The sequence below is a fragment of the Streptomyces sp. AM 2-1-1 genome (assembly GCF_029167645.1).
GTDB lineage: Bacteria > Actinomycetota > Actinomycetes > Streptomycetales > Streptomycetaceae > Streptomyces.
In genome coordinates this window covers 6,710,634-6,729,441 of record NZ_CP119147.1, presented here as the reverse complement: position 1 = coordinate 6,729,441, position 18,808 = coordinate 6,710,634, and the positions used below count along the sequence as shown (strand labels likewise).

The window sequence follows — 18,808 nt, the reverse complement described above, 5'->3', positions numbered from 1 at the left end:
GAACCCGTCAGCCTGCCAGCTCTTCCGCGAGTGCCTCGACGAAGGCGTCGACGTCGCTCTCCTGCGTGTCGAAGGCGCACATCCAGCGCACATCCCCGGCGGCCTCGTCCCAGAAGTAGAAGCGGAAGCGCTTCTGGAGCCGCTCGGAGACGTCGTGCGGCAGCCGGGCGAAGACGCCGTTGGCCTGCACGGGGTGCAGGACCTCCACTCCGTCCAGGGCGCGGACGCCGTCGGCGAGGCGCTGGGCCATCGCGTTGGCGTGCCGGGCGTTGCGCAGCCAGAGGTCGCCCGCGAGCAGCGCTTCCAGCTGCACGGAGACGAAACGCATCTTGGAGGCGAGCTGCATCGACGTCTTGCGCAGGTGCTTCATCGCGCGGACCGTGCCGGGGTCGAGCACGACGACGGCCTCACCGAAGAGGGCGCCGTTCTTGGTGCCCCCGAGCGAGAGCACGTCGACGCCCGCGTCGGTGGTGAAGGCCCGCATCGGCAGCTCCAGGGAGGCCGCCGCGTTGGCGATCCGGGAACCGTCGAGGTGGACCTTCATCCCGTGCCCGTGGGCGTGGTCGCAGATCTCGCGGATCTCCTCGGGGGTGTACAGGGTGCCCAGCTCGGTGCTCTGGGTGATCGAGACCACCTGGGGCATCGCCCGGTGTTCGTCGTCCCAGCCGTAGGCCTCGCGGTCGATGAGGGCCGGCGTCAGCTTGCCGTCCGGGGTCGGGACGGTGAGCAGCTTCAGCCCGCCCATGCGCTCCGGGGCCCCGCCCTCGTCCACGTTGATGTGCGCGGACTCGGCGCAGATCACCGCCCCCCAGCGGTCCGTCAGGGCTTGCAGGGCGAGCACGTTGGCGCCGGTCCCGTTGAAGACCGGGTAGGTCTCCGCGGCGTCGCCGAAGTGGCCGCGTACGACGCTCTGGAGGTGGTCCGTGTACGCGTCCCCGCCGTAGGCGACCTGATGGCCGTCGTTGGCGAGGGCGAGGGCCGCCAGGACCTCCGGGTGGGCTCCGGCGTAGTTGTCGCTGGCGAAGCCGCGTATCTCCGGGTCGTGATGACGACGTGCGTCGGTCCTCACGGTTGCGGGGTCAGCCACAGGCGCTTTCCGTTCACCTCGGGGGCGGGGCGTTCCCAGACGCCGGCGATGGCCTCGGCCAGCTCCGTCACGTCGGTGAACCCCGCGAATTTCGCAGTCGGGCGCTCGGCGCGCATCGCGTCGTGCACCAGTGCCTTCACGACCAGGATGGCAGCGGCCGTCCTGGGCCCCTCTTCGCCCCCCTCCTTGCGGAAGGCGTCGGCCAGCGCCAGCGTCCACGCCTCGGCGGCGGCCTTCGCGGCCGCGTAGGCCGCGTTTCCCGCAGTCGGCCTGGTGGCGCCCGATGCGCTGATCAGGACGTAACGCCCCCGGTCGCTGCGTTGCAGACCCGCCTGGAAGGCGAGGGAGGTGGCCTGCACGGTGCGGACGAGCAGCTTCTCCAGAGCGTCCCAGTCCGAGAGCTTGGAGTCGGCGAAGTTCGCGCTGCCGCGCCAGCCGCCGACCAGGTGGACCAGGCCGTCGATCCGCCCGAACTCCGCCTCCGTCCTCTCCGCCCACGCACGGGCGGCGTCCACGTCGAGCAGGTCCACGGTCTCCCCGGTGACGCTGGCGCCTCCGTGCGCGTACCGTGCGGCGTCCACCGCCTCGGTGAGCCGGTCGGGGTGCGCGTCCGCCCCGACGACGGTGGCGCCCGCCTCCGCGAGGCGCAGCAGCGTGGCGCGGCCGGCGGGACCGGCCGCTCCGGCCACCGCGATGACCGCGCCTTCGAGTGGGCCGGTTCCGTTACGGACACCGTTCATGGCCACCGCCTCCTCAGGGCTGCTGCTCACGCCGCCACCCGCTCGGCGCTCGCCGCGGTGATTCCCTTGGTGGCGGCGACCACGTGCTTGAGCTTCTTGGAGAGCGCCTCATAGAACATGCTCAGGGGAAACTCGTCGGGAAGCACGTCGTCCACGAGCTTGCGCGGCGGCTGCGTCAGGTCCAGTGCGTCGGGGCCCTTGGCCCAGCGCGAGCCCGGGTGCGGGGAGAGATACTCCGCGACCAGGTCGTAGGCGGCGAACCAGTGGACCAGTTTGGGGCGGTCGATGCCGTCGCGGTAGAGCTTCTCGATCTCGCCGCACAGCTCGTTGGTGACCTGCGGAGCACGGTCCCAGTCGATCTTGAGGGTGTTGTCCGTCCAGCGGACCACGTCGTGCTTGTGGAGGTAGGCGAAGAGGAGCTGGCCGCCGAGACCGTCGTAGTTGCGGACCCGTTCGCCGGTGACCGGGAAGCGGAACATGCGGTCGAAGAGCACCGCGTACTGCACGTCGCGGCCCTGCGGGAAGCCCTCGGCCTCCAGCTTCACGGCCTCCTTGAAGGCGGTGAGGTCGCACCGCAGCTCCTCCAGGCCGTACATCCAGAACGGCTGGCGCTGCTTGATCATGAAGGGGTCGAACGGCAGGTCGCCGTGGCTGTGGGTGCGGTCGTGGACCATGTCCCAGAGGACGAAGGCCTGCTCGCAGCGCTGCTGGTCGCCGACCATCTCCTGGATGTCCGCCGGCAGCTCCAGACCGAGCAGGTCGACGGCGGCCTCCGTGACCCGGCGGAAGCGCGCGGCCTCGCGGTCGCAGAAGATGCCGCCCCAGCTGAAGCGGTCCGGGGCCTCGCGCACGGCGATCGTCTCGGGGAAGAGCACCGCGGAGTTCGTGTCGTACCCGGAGGTGAAGCCCTCGAAGGTGATGCCGCAGAACAGCGGGTTGTCGTACCGGGTGGCTTCGAGGTCGGCGAGCCACTCGGGCCAGACCATGCGCAGGACGACCGCTTCGAGGTTGCGGTCGGGGTTGCCGTTCTGGGTGTACATCGCGAAGACGACGAGGTGCTGGCGGCCGTCGGCCCGGCTCCGGGCGGGCTGGAAGGCCAGGAGGGAGTCCAGGAAGTCGGGGACCGCGAAGCCGGAGTCGGCCCAGCGGCGCAGGTCGCCGACGAGGGCACGGTGGTAGGCGGCGTCGTGCGGGAGCAGCGGCGAGAGTTCCTCGACCGCGCCGACGACCCGGTCGAGGGCGGCGCCGACGACCGCGGCCGAGGGGGCGCCCTCCGCGTCGAGGTCGATCGAACCGTCCTTGGACTGCCAGGGCCGGATCTCCTCCACGGCGTTCCTGAGCACGGGCCATGCCGGGTGGTCGACCACCCGCTCGGCCGCGGCCGAGCCGCTGCCGAGGACGTCGTGTACAAGAATTTCCGTCATAACCGTTTCCTCCACAGGCCTCGCGTCCGGCGAGCGTATCCGTGCGTGGCTCCCCAGGACAAGTGAGATCCAATAAATTGTCCTGCGGATCCCCATGGTCACCGTCGTTTTTCCTGCCGCTCCTGAGGGCAACGTTACTTCCGTCACTCGTGTCCTGCCGTCCCGGCGGTTGGGTAGGTTCGGCCCGGCAGGCGGTCCCGGGCGGGGACGCGGCCGCCCCGGAATCAGGAGAGTGCCTTGTCCTTCGTCACGATCGGCCACCGCGGGCTCATGGGCGTCGAGCCGGAGAACACCCTGCGTTCCTTCGTGCGGGCGGAGCGGGCGGGGATGGACGCCGTCGAGCTGGATCTGCACCTGAGCAAGGACGGCGCACTCGTGGTGATGCACGACGCGGAGGTGGACCGCACGACCGACGGGACGGGCCGGATCGCGGACAAGACGCTGGCGGAGCTGCGGGAGCTCGACGCGGGACAGGGTGAGCGGGTGCCCACCTTCGAGGAGGTGCTCGACGCGGTGGCCTCGCCGGTCCAGGCGGAGATCAAGGACGTCACGGCGGCCCGGGCGCTGGCCGGGGTGATCACACGACGCGGTCTGGCGGGACGGGTGGAGGTGTCCTCCTTCCACGACGAAGCCGTCGCGGAGACCGGCCGGCTGCTGCCCGGCGTGCCGACCGTGCTGATCGCGAGCCGCTGGGGCCCGGACGTGGTCGAGCGGGCCCGGGCGGCCGGAGCGGCCACCCTCGCGCTCAACCTCCGGCGACTGACGCTGGAGACCGTGGAACACGCGCACGGGGCCGGGTTGCGGGTCATCGCCTGGGTGGTGAACACCCCCGGACAGCTGGCCCTGGTGAAGGCGTTCGGGCTCGACGGGGCGACGACGGACCGGCCGGAGATCCGCAGCGCCTGAGCATCGCGGTCCGGGCGACCACCGGGGCACGCCGCGTACGGCAGGCCTCCGGTGGTGAGCCGGAGGGTGCGACCTACCGCTCGTCGCTCCCGAACTCCTTGACCAGCAGTTCGAACTCCAGATCGTCGCGGAGCGGAACCCCGAAGCGCTCGTCGCCGTAGGGGAAGGGGCTCATCCGGCCCGTACGGGCGTACCCCCGGCGCTCGTAGAAGGCGATCAGCTCGGTGCGCAGGGAGATCACCGTCATCTGCATCTCGGTGACACCCCACTCCTCGCGGGCCACCCGCTCCGCCTCGGCGATGACGGTCTTGCCGAGGCCGGCTCCCTGCCGGCCCGGGCGGACCGAGAACATGCCGAAGTAGGCGGCGTCGTCGCGGTGTTCGAGCTGGCAGCAGGCGACCATCGCACCGTCCTGCTCGGCCACCAGCAGCCGTCCACCGGGGGTCGCGAGCACCTCGCGCACCCCGTCCTCGTCGGTCCGCCGGCCTTCGAGGAGGTGCGCCTCCGTGGTCCAGCCGGCGCGGCTGGACTCGCCCCGGTAGGCGGACTCGACCAGCTCGACGAGGGCGGGCACGTCGTCGTCGGCCGCGTCGCGGAAGGTGAGCCGGTGCGCGTCGCGCGGCGGGGCGATCTCCATGGAACGATCTCCGTTTCTCCCCCGGCGACTGGTGTTCCCGGGCCCCCGCCGGGCGGTGCTCCGCGTCGGCGCCGGACCTCTGCTCCGGCGTCGCGCACGAGGGTAACCCGACCGCCGGCGCCCACCGCGAACGCGGTCGCTCCCCCTTGTGCACCCCGCGCACCACCGTGCGCCGGGTTGTCCCGGCGGCACCCGGGGAATCGAGTACGGGACTGCTTCGGCACACCGGTGCGTACGCCGGAGGGGGAGGTGCGCTGTGCACGGACCGGCGCTGTCCGGCTGGATGCTCATGGCGGTGTGCGCGGCGACGGGCGCCTACTGCCTGCTGCGGGCCCGCGCCGGGACGGGTGAGGAACGGCGCATCGCCCACGCCGAGGCGCTCATGGGGTTCGGCATGGCGGCGATGGCGGTACCGGCCGCTCTGCTCACGCCTCCCGCCGGGGCCTGGGCCGTGTACGCCGTGCTCTTCGGCGGGGCCGCCCTGCGGTCCGCCTGGGCGGCGCGACGGGGCGGCCACCACCTCCACCACCTGGTCGGCTCACTGGCCATGGTCCACATGGCCGTCGCCATGGCCCCCGGGGCCGGGGCCGGTCACCACGCCGGGCACGGCGCGAACGCTGCGGGCGCGAGCCTGCCCCTGCTGACCGGACTGCTCCTCCTCTACTACGCGCTCTACGTCCTGGGCGCCGCCGGGCGCCTGATACCCGTCGCCCCCGGCGGGCGGCCCGGCACACGCGTGGCGGTCGGCGCGCGGCCCGAACTGGCACTCGCCTGCCGGGTGACGATGGGCCTCGCCATGCTCGCCATGCTGGCGGGCCTCTGACGCACGCGCCCGGCAGCGCTCGCCGGTGCGGTGATGTGCGCTTCCATGCCTCCGCGCGCCGTGGCGTACGTCACTTGACGGGCGGAGCCGTATCGGCGGGTTCCGCGCGCTCATAGGCTGACCGCATGTTGGTTGCCCTCGCCCTGCTGTCGCTCGGCGCGCTGACCGCCGTGGTGGCCCCCCGCCTGATGGCGCGGGCCCGGTGGCCCGAGCGCGAGCCCGTGGTGGCCCTGTGGGTCTGGCAGTGCGTGGTGGCGGGGGTACTGGTCTCCTTCGCCCTGTCGATGACGTTCAGTGCGGCGGCGGCCTGGCAGGCGGTCCGGGGTCATGTCTTCGCCCCGGCCCCGCAGGCGGTGGTCGAGGCGTACGCGCTGGCCGGTTACGGCCCCTGGTCGGCGGTGGTGGCCGTGGCGCTCGCCTGCGCGGGACTGTGGAGCGGGGCGATGCTGCTGCGCGAGGTACGTCGCGCGCGCAGGCGGCGGAGTCTGAGCCGCGCCGAACTCCTGGTCCGTTCACCGCTCCTGGACGGCGAGGAGCCGGGCGACGAACGTCTGATGATCCTGGAGGGGCCGCGGCCCGACGCCTGGTGGCTGCCCGGCTCGACCCCGCGGCTCGTCATCACCACGGCCGCCCTGGTCCGCCTGAAAGGCCGTCAGCTGGACGCGGTACTCGCCCACGAGCAGGGGCACGCCCGCGCCCGGCACGACTGGCTGCTGCACTGCTCGGCCGCCCTGGCCAACGGGTTTCCGCAGGTTCCGGTCTTCGCCGCGTTCCGCGACGAGATGCACCGGCTGGTGGAAATGGCCGCCGACGACGTGGCTTCCCGTCGCTTCGGACGGCTGACCACCGCGCTCGCCCTCGTGGGACTCAACGAGGACCGCGGCGTGTTCGACCCGTGCCGCTCCCAGGACGGCCCGGTGCCGCGCCGGGTGAACCGGCTGCTGGAACCGGTGGAGCGGCTGACCGCAGGGCGGCGTCTGCGGCTCACCGCGGCGGCCGCGCTGGTGCCGGTCGTCCCCCTGCTGGTGGCGTTCGTACCGGCGCTCGGCACGCTCCGCCCGTAGGCCGCTGCCCCGGCCGGAACACGCCGGTACGGGCGAGGCGGGTCCCCCGGTGAGCGACCTGCTGGGCGAGGATCGCCGTATGTCCTCTCCTGTACGCACCCCGGCGGGCCCTTCCGTTGCGACGACGGTCGCGCGTGCCGTGCGGACCGGGACGGTCTGCGGCGCGCTCGCTCTCGTTCTGCTGGTGATGGTGGCCGGAGCCTGGGGACCGCTGCTCTCGCTGGACCAGGGCGTCGCCGAAGGGCTCCACCGTCGGGCCGTCACCCGCCCGGGGGAGGTCCGGGCCGCCCGCGTGCTGACGGACTGGGTCTGGGATCCCTGGACCCTGCGGGCCCTTGTCGCGGTCGCCGCGGTGGTCCTGTGGTGGCGGCGGGCCCGGCTGCTGGCGGGCTGGATCGCGGTGACCGTGCTCGTCGCCGCCCTGCTCCAGCAGGGCATCAAGGCGGCCGTGGGGCGGGACCGCCCGCACTGGCAGGACCCGGTGGACTCCGCGCACTACGCGGCCTTTCCCTCGGGCCACGCGATGTCGGCCGCGGTGGGGTGCGGGCTGCTGCTGTGGTTGCTGTGGCGGGCGTCCCCGGGGCCCGCGGTCCGGAGCGCGGCGGTCGTGGCAGCCTGCGTCTCGGTGGTGGGCGTCTCCTTCACCCGGGTCTACCTCGGTGTGCACTGGCTCTCCGACGTCGTGGCCGGGGTGGCGCTCGGGGTGGGTGTGGTGGCGTTCTCGATCGCCGGCCACACGGCGTTCCGTGCGCGGTCCGGGCGGGGCGGGGAACGCAGGGGGAATTTGTCACCCGGATCCTGAGCGCGGCAGGATCGGCCTCATGACGACCAAGGGCGTGCTCTTCGACTTCTCCGGGACCCTCTTCCGCATCGAGTCGGTCGGCTCCTGGCTCCGCGCGGTCTTCCGGGAACAGGGCACGGAGACCGACGAGGCCGGCTTCGACCGGTACGTGGCCGCACTGACGGAGGCCGGCGCGCTCCCGGGCGGGCCGAGCCCCGTGCGCGTGCCGGCCGCCCTGGCCGAGGCGTACGCCTCCCGCGACGTGAGCGCGGAACTGCACCGCACGGCGTACACCGGGCTGGCGCGGGAGGTCGAGCTGCCCGGCGAGGGAACGTACGACGCGCTCTACGCGCGCCACATGTCCCCGGACGCCTGGCGGCCGTACCCGGACGCGGCGGAGGTCCTGCGCGGCCTGCGGGCGAACGGCATCGCGGTCGGGGTGGTCAGCAACATCGGCTGGGACCTGCGCCCGGTCTTCCGGGCCCACGGGCTGGACGAGTTCGTCGACGCGTACGTCCTCTCCTTCGAGCACGGGGCGCAGAAGCCGGACGCGCGGCTCTTCCGTACCGCCTGCGAACGGCTCGGTCTGCGTCCCGAGGAGGTGGTGATGGTCGGTGACGACCGTCACGCGGACGGCGGCGCCGCCGCGCTGGGGTGCGGGGTGCGCTTCGTGGACCACCTGCCGGTGACCGAGCGGCCGGACGCTCTGCGCCGCCTGGAGCTGGTGGCGTCCGGGCCCGGGAGCGCCGGATAGACACGTCGTGGGGCGGGGGCGAGTGTGAGATGTCCCGCCCGTTCCCGAGCCGGATCGTCCGGATTCTGGCCGTAGCCTGGAGACATGTCCCGATCTCCTACCTCGTCCTGTTCCGCCCGCTCCGCCCGCTCCGCCGCTGTGGTCAACGAAGAGATCCGCGGTCTGCTGCAGCGCTCGGACGGCCTCGTGCTGTCCACCGACGACGAGGCGACGTATCAAGGGCTGCTGGTCGAGTGGGCCGCCGCCACCAGGACGACCACCCGGCCGACGAGGGGCTGAGCCGGGCTCACGCGCGCTCGTCCCGGGTCCGGCCCGGCGTCGCCGTCCCGCCCGGTGGCGCCGTCCCGCCCGGTTCGCCGGAGCGGTCCGGCCGGCCGCTGCCCGGACGGCCCCCGTCCTGACGATCCGCCCCGAAGGCACCCGTCCCCGGGGCGCGTGCGAACGTTCGGGGATGACCGAACGACCGCCTGTCCGCATCCTGCGTCTGCCCGGGGGCGAGGACTCCCCCGCGCACGGCCTCCCCGCTCTCCTCACCGCTTACCACCTGCGCACGGAGGACGAGAAGGGCCTGCACGTCAGCGATCCGGCTGCCCTCCCGCACCGGTACCTGTCCGAGATCCGCTCGCCCGCCACCGTGTTCGCCGACGACCTCGTCCTGATCGCCCGGCTCGGGGGCCGTCCCGCGGGGTGCGCGATCCTGACCGCTCCCGGCCCGGACGGACACGCGGAGATGAAACGGCTGTGGACCACCCCCGAATGCCGGGGCGCGGGCGTGGCGTCCGCGCTGATCGGGGAGTCGCTCGCCGCCGCGGAGGAGAGCGGTGTGCGGACACTACGGCTCACCGTCTGGAGTTGGCGGGAGGGTGCGATCGCGTTGTACCGCCGCCACGGCTTCGCCGTCGCCGCGTCCTGGGACGAACGGCCCGGCCTCGTCTGCATGGAACGCCCAGTACCAGATGGCGCGCGCCCGGTGCACGCCGCGGCGGACACCTCGGGCACCTGGCCCGTCGGGTCGCAGCCGCAGAACCGCCGGACGGCTCGTCGTGCGGACGAGGAGTGAGGGTGGACGGCCAGGAACCCCCCGGCGGGATCCGGCTTCCCCAATGACTCCTGGTGGGGCTGGGACGTGGTCGCGTGGGACGGCGCGCGTCCCCGGCTCGCCGCCGGCCATGATCTGACGTGCCACCACGATGTGGAGCTGGTCTTCGCCGATCCCCTCTTCGTCAGTCGTCCGTCGGGCTTCCACGATCCGGTGTTCTGCGCCCCGACACCCGGCGAACTGCTGGAGTCGCCCGTCGCCTCGGCGAAGCACCGCCCGTCGTGGTCGCCTTCGGGGCCGACGCCGGCGGCCCCGAGCCGGTCTCCTGCTTTTCATCGCCGCCGATCGGCTCGCGATCGTCCAGGAGACGGTCCTGAGGTACGGGAGCGAGGACGCGGCGCCCGGCACGCGCTCCGCTCCTCGGGTGCGGGCTCCCGGCCGGCAGAGGTGCCTGTCCGGTTCGCTATGGCCCTGACGCGCCCTGGCCCGTGAGCCGGGCGCCGCGGACGGAGCGGGCATCACCCGGCCACGCTCGTCCGGGGATGATGCCGGACCGCCCGCCCCGTGTCGGGCCGGCGGCCGCGTGGAGCCGACGCCGCGTCATCGGGGACGACGGGGCGCCCCGGGCCCGACTGGTTCCGGCGTTCCCCGGTGCCGCCGGAACCAGCGGGGCTTCAGCATCTCCCCGCCCGGTTCGCCGGTCAACGCATTACTCCCCCACGGCCCCGGCCGGCGCCGCGCCCCGGCTTTCTCGGGGGCGGGTGCGGTCCGCCGGGACGGTTCCCGGCGGACCGCGTGGAAGGTTCCGCGTGACGCCCGCCTGCGGTGCGGCGGTGGGTCAGTGGCGGTCGAAGTAGTCCGGTTGCGTCTGGACGTTCAGCTCGTCGAGCCGGACCTTCTTGGCCGGGTCCGTCCGCCGGTCCTTCAGGGCGAGGACGTCCAGCCCCTTGGCGATGTCGTTGGAGTAGATGTAGCCGTTGTAGTAGTACGCCGACCAGGGGCCGGCCGTGGTGACGGCGTCGAGCGTGACGGGGCCGCGGTCGAAGTAGGCGATCTCCTTCGGCTTGCCGGAGTCGGTGAAGTCCCAGACGGATATGCCGCCCTGGTACCACGCCTGGACCATCAGGTCACGGCCCTTGACCGGGATGATCGAGCCGTTGTGGGCGACGCAGACCTCGACGTCGGCCTGGTAGCGGTCGATCTTGTAGTAACTCCGGAAGACCAGCTTGCGGTGGTCCCCCTTGCCCACGATGTCGTAGATGCCGTCGGCGCCTCGGTTGGGACCGATCTCCGCGTTGCAGGTCGCCGCTCCGCCGCCGCCGAGCTCGTCGGTGAAGACGACCTTGTCGGCGTCCTGGTTGAAGGTGGCCGAGTGCCAGAACGCGAAGTTCACGTTGTCCTGGACCCGGTCGATGATCTTCGGGTTGGCCGGGTCCTTGATGGAGAACAGCAGACCGTCACCCATGCAGGCCCCGGCCGCGAGGTCCTGGGACGGCAGCACGGTGATGTCGTGGCAGCCGGTGGTCTTGGAGACACCGGGGTTCTCCGGCGCGCCCGGATTGCCGCCGTCCGGGAACAGCACCGGGAAGTTGACGATCGCGGCCCGCTCGGGTGCCTTGCGGGGCACCTTGATGACGGAGATCCCGTCGTGCGGCGGCTGGCAGTCCGGGAACGCCGCGTTGGGCGAGTACGAGGAGACGTACACGTACACGTCGTCGCGCTTCGGCACGATGGTGTGGGTGTGCGAGCCGCAGGCCGTCTCGACGGAGGCGACGTACTCCGGGTGGCGCTTGTCGCTGATGTCGAAGACCTTGATGCCCTCCCAGGAGGACTTCTCGGTGGCCGGCTGGGTGGTGCTGGCGCAGGAGTTGTCGCTGCGCGAGGAGTCGGTGGAGAGGAACAGCAGGTTTCCGGAGACCGAGATGTCGTTCTGCGAGCCGGGGCAGAGCACCTGGGCGACGGTCTTCGGCTTCTTCGGGTTGCGGATGTCGAAGATGCGGAAGCCGTCGTAGTTGCCCGCGAACGCGTACCTGCCCTGGAAGGCCAGATCGGTGTTGAGGCTCTGCAGCGCGTCCTTCGGCACGTTGGCGAGGTGCTCGATGTTGTCGCTGTGGACGATCTCGTCGACGCCGGGGATGTCGCCGTCGGCGATGGCCCCTTCCGCCTCGGCCCGCACCTGCGACGACACGGCGGTGGTCGAGGTGGCGGCGTCTCCGGGTTCGGGTGACGCGACGGCGTTGGTGGCGGTCAAGAGCGTCGCGAGGAGGCCGGCCGCGGCGGTTGCCACGCCCAGTCGTCTCCGTCGCACGCGGGTGGTGTGCAACAAGGTCACTGCATCCTCCCTTGAGTCCGTTCGGGGTCGAACGGTTCTCGGACCCGGGCAGTATTGCCGCTTCCATGTACACATCAACAGATGGCAACAGAGACGTAATGAAAGTTTTTGATCAACGTGGCGTGGAAGCATGCTAGGACGGTCACCAACACTCCCTGGGGCACCGGAGGTCGCCGTGCTGTTCGACCGACTGAGGATCCGATCGCGCTCAACAGCCTTGGCCATGACTGTCGTTGTGTCCACTCTCGCACTCTGCTCGTGCGACGCGGACGACAGTGCTCCGCCCCGCCCGAGCGAGGGCCAGGGTGTGGTCGCTCCCGGAAAGCCGGGTGAGGAGGCCAGAACGCTCACGGCGGACGAGGCGCGCGAGGAGACGGTCGCCGACACCCCGAACTCCGCCGACTACAGCTACGTCCAGCGGATGATCCACCACCACCAGCAGGCCCTCGTCATGACGGGCCTGGCCGAGGAGCACGCCGGTTCCCCCTCGGTACGACGCCTCGCGGCGCGCATATCCGCCGGGCAGAAGCCGGAGATCGAGGCCATGCGAGGTTGGCTGAAAAGCAATGACGGCGACGAGCGCGCGGCACACGATCACACGGTGATGCCCGGTATGGCGACCGAGGCGCAGCTGGCCCGGCTGCGGGCCGCGCGGGGCGCGGAGTTCGACCGGCTCTTCCTCGATCTGATGATCGCCCACCATCAGGGCGCTCTCACCATGGCGACGGAGGCCCTCACCGACGGGAACAACGTCCGGGTGGAGGAGATGGCCACCGACGTCGCCGCGCAGCAGGCCGCGGAGATCGACCGGATGCGGTCGCTGCGCACCTGAGGTGTCCGGGGCCGGGCGGTGGACCCGGCCCGACGACGCGGAGACGGCCGGACAGGGAACGGCGGGGTCGCCGCCGCCGTCAGCTTCCGGCGAGCCGCGCCGCCTCGTGGTCGGCGGCCCGCAGGACGCCGTCGAGCAGTCCGGGGAAGAGCTTCTCCAGGTCGTCCCCGCGCAGTTCGTTCATCTTCGCGGTGCCCCGGTAGATCTGGTGGATGACCCCGCTCTCCCGCAACACCCGGAAGTGGTGCGTCAGGGTCGACTTGGCGACCGGGAGCACGAAGTGCGAGCAGGTCAGCCCGTCCGAGGCGACGGCCATCTGCCGGACGATGCGCAGCCGTATCGGGTCGGCCAGGGCGTGCAGCACGTGTTCCACCCGGATCTCCGCCAGTGAGGGATGGGCGAGCACCCGGGCACCGCTCGCTGTGAGGCGCCCCCGGGCGAGGGGCGCGGCCGGGACGGCGGTGTCGCTGGCGGGGGTCACTGAGGGCTCCACTTCGTCCGGGTGCCTCCATGGTACGGAAGCCGGGGGAGGCGCCACGCGGTGCGGGTCATCGTGCGGTGGCCACCACGAGCCGGGCCCGCGGGCTGCCGTCCGGGCGGGCCCCCAGGTCCGCCAGGGGTTCCAGGCGCACCGCGAAGCCGGCGGCCGAGAGGTCGGCGAGCACGCCGGGCAGCCGGAACGTGCGGTAGTACATGATGAAGCGCGGACGCCACACGGCGTTGCGCACGCGCATGGCCGCGTCGAATCCGAGGAGCGTCCAGTACGCGCGGGAACCGGGTGCGGGCGGGGCGCCCACCGGGAAGACGAACCGCCCGCCGGGCCGGAGCGAGGCGCGCACCTGGGCGAAGAGGGCGGGGCGTTCTCGGGGCAGGAAGTGGCCGAACGCCCCCAGGCTCAGTGCGAGGTCGAAGGCCGGCGCGAAGGGCAGGGTCCGGGCGTCGGCGCGCACCCAGTGGACCGGCGGCACGTCCGGGGCGTCCGGGGCGTCCGGGGCTCCCTGGATGTCCGGGGCGCCCTGCAGCGAGGCCCGGCCCACGGTGAGCATCCCCGCGCTGAAGTCGACGCCGGCGACCCGCTCGTGGCAGACCTGGCGCAGGACGCCCACGCCCGCGCCGGTTCCGCAGCAGACGTCCAGCCCGCAGGCGAACGGCCCGAGCGGCCGCAGGGCCGCGGCGACGGCGTCCAGGACGCGGTCCGGGGTGCGGTAGGGCGAGTGGTCGAACTTCGGCGCGAGCAGGTCGTACCCGCGCTCGGTCGAGGAGAGCGCCTGCACGGCGAGTTCGCGGAAGGTGGGTCCCTGTGTGGTAGCCATCGCGGTCACCTTATCGAGGGGGCCCGGCCCGCGCCCGGCTCCCGCCGCGGAGGGGCAGGGTCCGGACGCCCGGGCCCGCACGTCCGGCCCACTCGCCCGGGCGGGCGGGCCCGGGAGCGGGTGGGACGGTCCGTACGCGGGTGGTGCGCCGGTCAGACCGAGCGGCCGTACTGGGACGGCACGCGCACCTCGCCGCCGAGTTCGCGGGCGGCGGTGCGGGCGAAGTAGGGGTCGCGCAGCAGTTCCCTGCCTATGAGGACGGCGTCCGCCTGTCCGTCGACGACGATCTTCTCGGCCTGCACCGGTTCGGTGATGAGGCCGACCGCGGCGACCGGCAGACCGGCCTCCGTGCGGACGCGTTCGGCGAAGGGGACCTGGTAGTTGGGGCCCACCGGGATCTCGGCGCGCGGCGCGTTGCCGCCGGTGGAGACGTCGAGCAGATCGACACCGTGCGCCTTGAGGTCACGCGCGAAGCGAACCGTGTCGTCCCCGGTCCACCCCTCGCGCGGATCGTCCGCGTTCTCGGTGAGCCAGTCCGTGGCGGAGATGCGGAAGAAGAGCGGCAGTTCCTCGGGCCACACCTCCCGCACGGCGTCGACGACTTCGAGCGCGAAACGGGTGCGGTTCTCGAAGGAACCGCCGTAGGCGTCGGTGCGGTGGTTGCTGTCCGGGGAGAGGAACTCCCCGATCAGGTAACCGTGCGCACCGTGGATCTCGACGACCTGGAAGCCGGCCGCGAGCGCGCGCCGGGCGGCCTCCGCGAACTGCCCGACCACGTCCTTGATCTGCTCGACCGTCAGCTCTTCCGGGACGGGGCTCGCCTCGTCGAACGCCAGCGGGCTCGGTCCGAGCGGCCGCCATCCGCCGTCCTCTTCGGACACCGCGCCGCCGCCGAGCCAGGGCGCCAGGGTCGAGGCCTTCCGGCCGGCGTGGCCGAGCTGGATGCCGGGGACCGTCCCCTGCTCGGCCAGGAAGGAGGTGATCTTCCGGAACGCCTCGACCTGGCGGTCGTTCCAGATGCCGAGGTCCCTGGCGCTGATGCGGCCCTCGGGGCTGACCCCGGTGGCCTCCACCAGCACGAGGCCGGTGCCGCCGACCGCCCGCGACGCGTAGTGCGCGAAGTGCCAGTCGTTGGGCGCACCGGTGTCCGGGCCGGTCGCGTCCGCGCTGTACTGGCACATCGGCGGCATCCAGACACGGTTGGGCGCGGTCACCGACCGCAGGACGTAGGGCTCGAAAAGGGCGCTCACGCCGGACTCCGTTTCGTAGGGACGACCGTGCCGCCGGGCAGGACGCACACCGGCGACGGCAGGCGGCGCCCGGCGGATCATGACCGGGCACCGCTTAGTACGACATCCACCGTACTACGACGATCGACGAACCAGACGAGGCGTCCTCCGGCCTTCATGCGACTGTCACGCGCCGCCGGGCAGCCCTTCCCGCCCCGTCCCGGACGAGGTCCGCTCAGCCGTCGGCGCGCAGCCTGCGCCGCAGGGTGATCGGTGTCCCGGCGTCGTACACCTGGGTCCAGCTCCGGCCGGCTCCGGAGGTCCACCCGACCTGGACGGTCGCCCCCTCCGCCCTGACGCTCTCCACGGTCATCACCCGCGGACCGTCCCGCACGTCTCCCCGGAGCAGTTCGTCCGCCCGTACGGTGACGGGGGCCGCCGGAGCCGCGCCTTCCACGCTCTCGGCAGCGGCGACGAGCCTCGCCGCCAGTTCCCGGGCCGCCGCCGGGGTGCAGAGCAGGTCCAGGCGCCGGTCCGGGGCGGTGATCCGCAGCCCGAGCCGGAGCGGATCACCCGGTGGGCCGGGCTCCACCTCCCAGGCCGCCGCCCGCCCGTCGGGACCTTCGAACCCGCCGCCCATCGCCACGCTCCGTCGTCGCCCGGGGCCCACGATCCGTGTACGGGGCCCGTTCCGGGCATTCCAGCACATCCGACCGGGGCGCGGACGGCGCGGCCCGGCGCCCGCACGCGCTCCGCGCGCTCCCCCTCACGGACACGCCCCGGCCCGGGCACCTCGCGTACTGCGGGCCCCGGCGGACGGACAGGTGCAGACTGGCGCCTATCCGGCATCGCGGCGTTACGGGAGGTTCGGTCATGACCGAGGTTCTGCTCACGGTGGGCACACGCAAAGGGCTCTTCATCGGACGCCGGCGCGGTGACGCCTGGGAGTTCGGCGCACCCCGGTTCCACGCGCAGGCGGTCTACTCGATCGCCATCGACACCAGGGGGCCGGCTCCACGGCTGCTGGTCGGCGGGGACAGCACGCACTGGGGGCCGTCGGTCTTCCATTCGGACGACCTCGGTGAGACCTGGGTGGAGCCCACCCGGCCGGCGGTGAGGTTCCCGGAGTTCACCGGAGCGTCCCTGGAGCGGGTGTGGCAGTTGCATCCGGCCGGCCCGGAGGCGCCAGGCGTGGTCTACGCGGGGACCGAGCCCGCCGCCCTGTTCCGCTCGGAGGACCGGGGCGAGTCCTTCGAACTGGTCCGGGCGCTCTGGGAGCACCCGACGCGCTCGCAGTGGGTGCCCGGCGGCGGGGGCGAGGGGCTGCACACCGTCCTCACCGACCGGAGGGACGCCCGGGCCGTCACCGTCGCCGTCTCCACGGCGGGTGTCTTCCGGACCGTCGACGGCGGCGAGAGCTGGGAGCCCGCGAACAAGGGGGTGTCGGCGGTCTACCTGCCCGATCCCGACCCGGAGTTCGGTCAGTGCGTCCACAAGGTCACCCGGGACGCCTCCGATCCGGACCGTCTCTATCTGCAGAACCACTGGGGCGTGTTCCGCAGTGACGACGGGGGTGACCACTGGACGGACATCGGGGCGGGCCTGCCGTCCGATTTCGGGTTCGCGGCTGTGGCCCATCCCCGGCGGGGCGGGACCGCGTACGTCTTCCCGATCAACGCCGACATCGACCGGGTGCCGGCCGAGCACCGCTGCCGGGTGTTCCGTACCCGTGACGCCGGTGCGAGCTGGCAGCCACTGTCGCGGGGGCTGCCGGAGGGTGACCACTACGGCACGGTGCTGCGCGACGCGCTCTGCACCGACGGTGCCGATCCGGCGGGGATCTACTTCGGCAATCGCAACGGCGAGGTGTTCGCCAGCGCCGACGACGGCGACAGCTGGACCCAGCTCGCCGCGCACCTGCCGGACGTGCTCTGCGTCAGGGCCGCCGTCCTGACGCCGTGACCGCCCGCGGCGGACGGGCCGGGGCCGGCCGCCGCACGGGGCGAGGGGCCGGCTGCCGCGGGGCGGGGGCGTGACGACCGGGCCGTTGATCTCCCCGGACCGACGCCCAGTAGAGTGCGCCCGTGGCAGGACGACCGTTGAAAGAGATCATCGAACCCGGCTGGGCGCAGGCCCTCGAACCGGTGGCCGACCGCGTGGCGGCCATGGGCGACTTCCTCCGTGCGGAGATAGCCGCTGGTCGCACCTACGTCCCGTCGGGAGCGAACGTCCTGCGGGCGTTCCAGCAACCCTTCGCCGATGTACGGGTCCTGATCGTCGGTCAGGACCCCTACCCGACACCGGGTCACGCGATCGGGCTGAGTTTCGCCGTCGCACCGGACGTGCGGCCGCTGCCGGGAAGTCTGGACAACATCTTCCGCGAGCTGCACAGCGACCTCGGACTGCCCCGGCCGTCCAACGGCGATCTGACACCGTGGACCCGCCAGGGGGTGCTTCTCCTCAACCGGGCCCTGACCACGGCTCCGCGCCGTCCGGCCGCCCACCGCGGCAAGGGCTGGGAGGCGGTCACCGAGCAGGCGATCCGGGCCCTCGTCGCGCGGGGGACCCCGCTGGTCCCGGTGCTCTGGGGCGCCGACGCCCGCAGGCTGCGGCCGCACCTGGGCGACTACCCGGCCATCGAGTCCGCGCACCCCTCCCCCATGTCGGCGGACCGGGGATTCTTCGGGTCGCGCCCGTTCAGCCGCGTCAACGAAGCCCTGGAGCGCCAGGGAGCGCAGCCGGTGGACTGGCAGCTGCCGTGACGGTGGACGCCGACGCGTACGTCCTCGGGGTGGACTCCGGCGGCTCCGGCCTCCGGGTCGCGCTCGGCCCCGCCGACGGCCGGGCGCCCGTCGTCACGACCCGGTGCCCGCAGCCCGTGCGGACCGGTCCCCAGGGCATCGACGCGGACCATCTGCTGAGTCAGCTCCTCCCGGCGGTCGAGCGGTTGACGCACGACGTCACCGGCGGGACGACACCCGGCCCCGCAGTCCGCATCGCGGCGCTCGCCGTGGGCGCCGCCGGCATGGGGACGCTCGGCGACCAGCTGCGCGCGCGACTCCCGGAGGCGCTCGCCGCATCGCTCGGCGTCCACCGGCTCGCTCTCGCGGCGGACGGAGTGACCGCCTACGCCGGCGCGCTCGGCCAGCGCCCGGGCGCCGTCGTCGCGGGTGGCACGGGCATGATCGCGCTCGGCACCGACCTCGGGGAGTGGCGGCGCGCGGACGGCTGGGGTCACCTGCTGGGCGACAGCGGCGGCGGTGCGTGGATCGGCCGTGAGGGACTGGACGCCGCCCTGCGCGCCCACGACGGCCGGAGCGGCGGATCGCCCGCCCTGCTGGCCCGGCTGCTGGCCGTGTTCGGCCCGGCTGCCGGACTCCCGGGCCTGCTTTATCCCCGGCCCGACCGGCCCGCTCTGCTCGCGTCGTTCGCACCCGAGGTCGCCGCCTGCGCGGCCGAGGACACCGTCGCCGACTCGATCCTGCACCGCGCTGCCGCGCACATCGCCGAGGCGGCGGCGGCCGTGTGCCCGCGGCAGGAGGACGCCGGAACGGGGAACCCTGCCCCCGGAGGTGACCGGACGGCCGCCGAAGTAGCTCTTACGGGTGGCCTGTTCCGGATGGGCGACCCGCTCCTCGGCCCACTGCGGGCGGAGTTGGGGCGACGACTGCCGCACGCGGCCCTGGTCCCCGCCGCCGGTGATCCACTGGCCGGTTCGCTGCTGATCGCACGGGCACTGGCCGGGTCGGACCTCAGGCTGCCCCGCCATCCGACCCTGCTGCACGTCGTCGGCGGCGGCTGAGGGGCACTCCCCGAGGGCCGGACAGAGCGGGGCAGTCGACTGGTA

The 18,808-nt window shown here is 73.0% G+C and carries 20 protein-coding genes; 11 read left to right on the top strand and 9 right to left on the bottom strand.

What is annotated here, in order from left to right:
• Positions 1–7: 7 nt before the first annotated feature.
• The 3 genes from PZB77_RS29050 to PZB77_RS29040 are packed head-to-tail and all read right to left on the bottom strand — an operon-like array spanning position 8 to position 3,251.
• Positions 8–1,069, bottom strand: a complete 1,062-nt coding sequence (locus PZB77_RS29050) for a low specificity L-threonine aldolase (RefSeq protein WP_275496263.1) — start codon at positions 1,067–1,069, stop codon at positions 8–10.
• Positions 1,066–1,827 carry an SDR family NAD(P)-dependent oxidoreductase gene (locus tag PZB77_RS29045; RefSeq protein ID WP_275496262.1) on the bottom strand — a complete coding sequence of 254 codons (762 nt, stop codon included), beginning with the start codon at positions 1,825–1,827 and terminating at the stop codon, positions 1,066–1,068. The genes PZB77_RS29050 and PZB77_RS29045 overlap by 4 nt, the downstream gene beginning before the upstream one ends.
• A gap of 26 nt (positions 1,828–1,853) precedes the next feature.
• The gene (locus PZB77_RS29040; protein WP_275495598.1) at positions 1,854–3,251 is read right to left on the bottom strand and encodes a DUF6421 family protein; all 1,398 of its coding nucleotides are present in this window, start codon (positions 3,249–3,251) and stop codon (positions 1,854–1,856) included.
• A 237-nt stretch (positions 3,252–3,488) separates the two neighbouring features.
• Between PZB77_RS29040 and PZB77_RS29035 the strand changes: the two genes are divergently transcribed.
• Entirely contained in the window at positions 3,489–4,157 is a 669-nt protein-coding gene (locus PZB77_RS29035) for a glycerophosphodiester phosphodiesterase family protein (RefSeq protein WP_275495597.1), read from the top strand.
• Between the two features lie 73 nt (positions 4,158–4,230).
• Here PZB77_RS29035 and PZB77_RS29030 read toward each other — a convergent pair whose 3' ends face one another.
• On the bottom strand, positions 4,231–4,794 hold the full coding sequence (locus tag PZB77_RS29030) for a GNAT family N-acetyltransferase (protein ID WP_275495596.1): 564 nt from the start codon (positions 4,792–4,794) through the stop codon (positions 4,231–4,233).
• A 256-nt stretch (positions 4,795–5,050) separates the two neighbouring features.
• Between PZB77_RS29030 and PZB77_RS29025 the strand changes: the two genes are divergently transcribed.
• From PZB77_RS29025 to PZB77_RS29000, 6 genes are all read left to right on the top strand, one after another.
• The gene (locus tag PZB77_RS29025) at positions 5,051–5,617 is read left to right on the top strand and encodes a DUF5134 domain-containing protein (protein WP_275495595.1); all 567 of its coding nucleotides are present in this window, start codon (positions 5,051–5,053) and stop codon (positions 5,615–5,617) included.
• 125 nt (positions 5,618–5,742) lie between these two features.
• Complete coding sequence (locus PZB77_RS29020) at positions 5,743–6,681, top strand: M56 family metallopeptidase (RefSeq protein ID WP_275495594.1); 939 nt, start codon at positions 5,743–5,745, stop codon at positions 6,679–6,681.
• A 79-nt stretch (positions 6,682–6,760) separates the two neighbouring features.
• Positions 6,761–7,483, top strand: coding sequence for a phosphatase PAP2 family protein (locus PZB77_RS29015; protein ID WP_275495593.1), 723 nt, complete (start codon positions 6,761–6,763; stop codon positions 7,481–7,483).
• 19 nt (positions 7,484–7,502) lie between these two features.
• Positions 7,503–8,216 (top strand): HAD-IA family hydrolase, encoded by a 714-nt coding sequence (locus PZB77_RS29010; protein ID WP_275495592.1) that lies wholly within the window; start codon positions 7,503–7,505, stop codon positions 8,214–8,216.
• A gap of 84 nt (positions 8,217–8,300) precedes the next feature.
• Positions 8,301–8,495 carry a hypothetical protein gene (locus tag PZB77_RS29005; RefSeq protein WP_275495591.1) on the top strand — a complete coding sequence of 65 codons (195 nt, stop codon included), beginning with the start codon at positions 8,301–8,303 and terminating at the stop codon, positions 8,493–8,495.
• A 172-nt stretch (positions 8,496–8,667) separates the two neighbouring features.
• Positions 8,668–9,276, top strand: a complete 609-nt coding sequence (locus PZB77_RS29000) for a GNAT family N-acetyltransferase (RefSeq protein WP_343299886.1) — start codon at positions 8,668–8,670, stop codon at positions 9,274–9,276.
• A gap of 817 nt (positions 9,277–10,093) precedes the next feature.
• On the opposite strand, the gene PZB77_RS28995 is transcribed toward PZB77_RS29000, so the two are convergent.
• Complete coding sequence (locus tag PZB77_RS28995; RefSeq protein WP_275495590.1) at positions 10,094–11,587, bottom strand: hypothetical protein; 1,494 nt, start codon at positions 11,585–11,587, stop codon at positions 10,094–10,096.
• A gap of 223 nt (positions 11,588–11,810) precedes the next feature.
• Between PZB77_RS28995 and PZB77_RS28990 the strand changes: the two genes are divergently transcribed.
• Positions 11,811–12,419, top strand: a complete 609-nt coding sequence (locus tag PZB77_RS28990; RefSeq protein ID WP_275495589.1) for a DUF305 domain-containing protein — start codon at positions 11,811–11,813, stop codon at positions 12,417–12,419.
• A gap of 79 nt (positions 12,420–12,498) precedes the next feature.
• Here the strand turns inward: PZB77_RS28990 and PZB77_RS28985 are convergent, their stop codons facing one another.
• The 4 genes from PZB77_RS28985 to PZB77_RS28970 form a co-directional block, all read right to left on the bottom strand.
• The gene (locus PZB77_RS28985; protein WP_275496261.1) at positions 12,499–12,825 is read right to left on the bottom strand and encodes a helix-turn-helix transcriptional regulator; all 327 of its coding nucleotides are present in this window, start codon (positions 12,823–12,825) and stop codon (positions 12,499–12,501) included.
• Between the two features lie 142 nt (positions 12,826–12,967).
• Positions 12,968–13,732, bottom strand: coding sequence for a class I SAM-dependent methyltransferase (locus PZB77_RS28980; RefSeq protein WP_275495588.1), 765 nt, complete (start codon positions 13,730–13,732; stop codon positions 12,968–12,970).
• Between the two features lie 152 nt (positions 13,733–13,884).
• On the bottom strand, positions 13,885–14,982 hold the full coding sequence (locus PZB77_RS28975) for an NADH:flavin oxidoreductase/NADH oxidase (protein ID WP_275495587.1): 1,098 nt from the start codon (positions 14,980–14,982) through the stop codon (positions 13,885–13,887).
• A 214-nt stretch (positions 14,983–15,196) separates the two neighbouring features.
• The gene (locus PZB77_RS28970; protein WP_275495586.1) at positions 15,197–15,601 is read right to left on the bottom strand and encodes a hypothetical protein; all 405 of its coding nucleotides are present in this window, start codon (positions 15,599–15,601) and stop codon (positions 15,197–15,199) included.
• A gap of 233 nt (positions 15,602–15,834) precedes the next feature.
• Between PZB77_RS28970 and PZB77_RS28965 the strand changes: the two genes are divergently transcribed.
• The 3 genes from PZB77_RS28965 (at position 15,835) to PZB77_RS28955 (ending at position 18,763) form a co-directional block, all read left to right on the top strand.
• Entirely contained in the window at positions 15,835–16,923 is a 1,089-nt protein-coding gene (locus PZB77_RS28965; protein WP_275495585.1) for an exo-alpha-sialidase, read from the top strand.
• Positions 16,924–17,045: 122 nt separating this feature from the next.
• Positions 17,046–17,723, top strand: coding sequence for a uracil-DNA glycosylase (locus PZB77_RS28960; protein WP_275495584.1), 678 nt, complete (start codon positions 17,046–17,048; stop codon positions 17,721–17,723).
• Positions 17,724–17,725: 2 nt separating this feature from the next.
• Positions 17,726–18,763 (top strand): BadF/BadG/BcrA/BcrD ATPase family protein, encoded by a 1,038-nt coding sequence (locus PZB77_RS28955; RefSeq protein ID WP_275496260.1) that lies wholly within the window; start codon positions 17,726–17,728, stop codon positions 18,761–18,763.
• Positions 18,764–18,808: the final 45 nt, after the last annotated feature.

What these genes read in the sequence shown, in the direction of transcription:
- PZB77_RS29000 (WP_343299886.1), top strand. Translation starts at nt 8,668, where the DNA reads ATGACCGAACGACCGCCTGTCCGCATCCTGCGTCTGCCCGGGGGCGAG.
- PZB77_RS28965 (WP_275495585.1), top strand. Translation starts at nt 15,835, where the DNA reads ATGACCGAGGTTCTGCTCACGGTGGGCACACGCAAAGGGCTCTTCATC.
- PZB77_RS29005 (WP_275495591.1), top strand. Translation starts at nt 8,301, where the DNA reads ATGTCCCGATCTCCTACCTCGTCCTGTTCCGCCCGCTCCGCCCGCTCC.
- PZB77_RS28970 (WP_275495586.1), bottom strand. Translation starts at nt 15,601, where the DNA reads ATGGGCGGCGGGTTCGAAGGTCCCGACGGGCGGGCGGCGGCCTGGGAG.
- PZB77_RS28990 (WP_275495589.1), top strand. Translation starts at nt 11,811, where the DNA reads ATGACTGTCGTTGTGTCCACTCTCGCACTCTGCTCGTGCGACGCGGAC.
- PZB77_RS28980 (WP_275495588.1), bottom strand. Translation starts at nt 13,732, where the DNA reads ATGGCTACCACACAGGGACCCACCTTCCGCGAACTCGCCGTGCAGGCG.
- PZB77_RS29040 (WP_275495598.1), bottom strand. Translation starts at nt 3,251, where the DNA reads ATGACGGAAATTCTTGTACACGACGTCCTCGGCAGCGGCTCGGCCGCG.
- PZB77_RS29015 (WP_275495593.1), top strand. Translation starts at nt 6,761, where the DNA reads ATGTCCTCTCCTGTACGCACCCCGGCGGGCCCTTCCGTTGCGACGACG.
- PZB77_RS29030 (WP_275495596.1), bottom strand. Translation starts at nt 4,794, where the DNA reads ATGGAGATCGCCCCGCCGCGCGACGCGCACCGGCTCACCTTCCGCGAC.
- PZB77_RS29045 (WP_275496262.1), bottom strand. Translation starts at nt 1,827, where the DNA reads ATGAACGGTGTCCGTAACGGAACCGGCCCACTCGAAGGCGCGGTCATC.
- PZB77_RS29010 (WP_275495592.1), top strand. Translation starts at nt 7,503, where the DNA reads ATGACGACCAAGGGCGTGCTCTTCGACTTCTCCGGGACCCTCTTCCGC.
- PZB77_RS29020 (WP_275495594.1), top strand. Translation starts at nt 5,743, where the DNA reads ATGTTGGTTGCCCTCGCCCTGCTGTCGCTCGGCGCGCTGACCGCCGTG.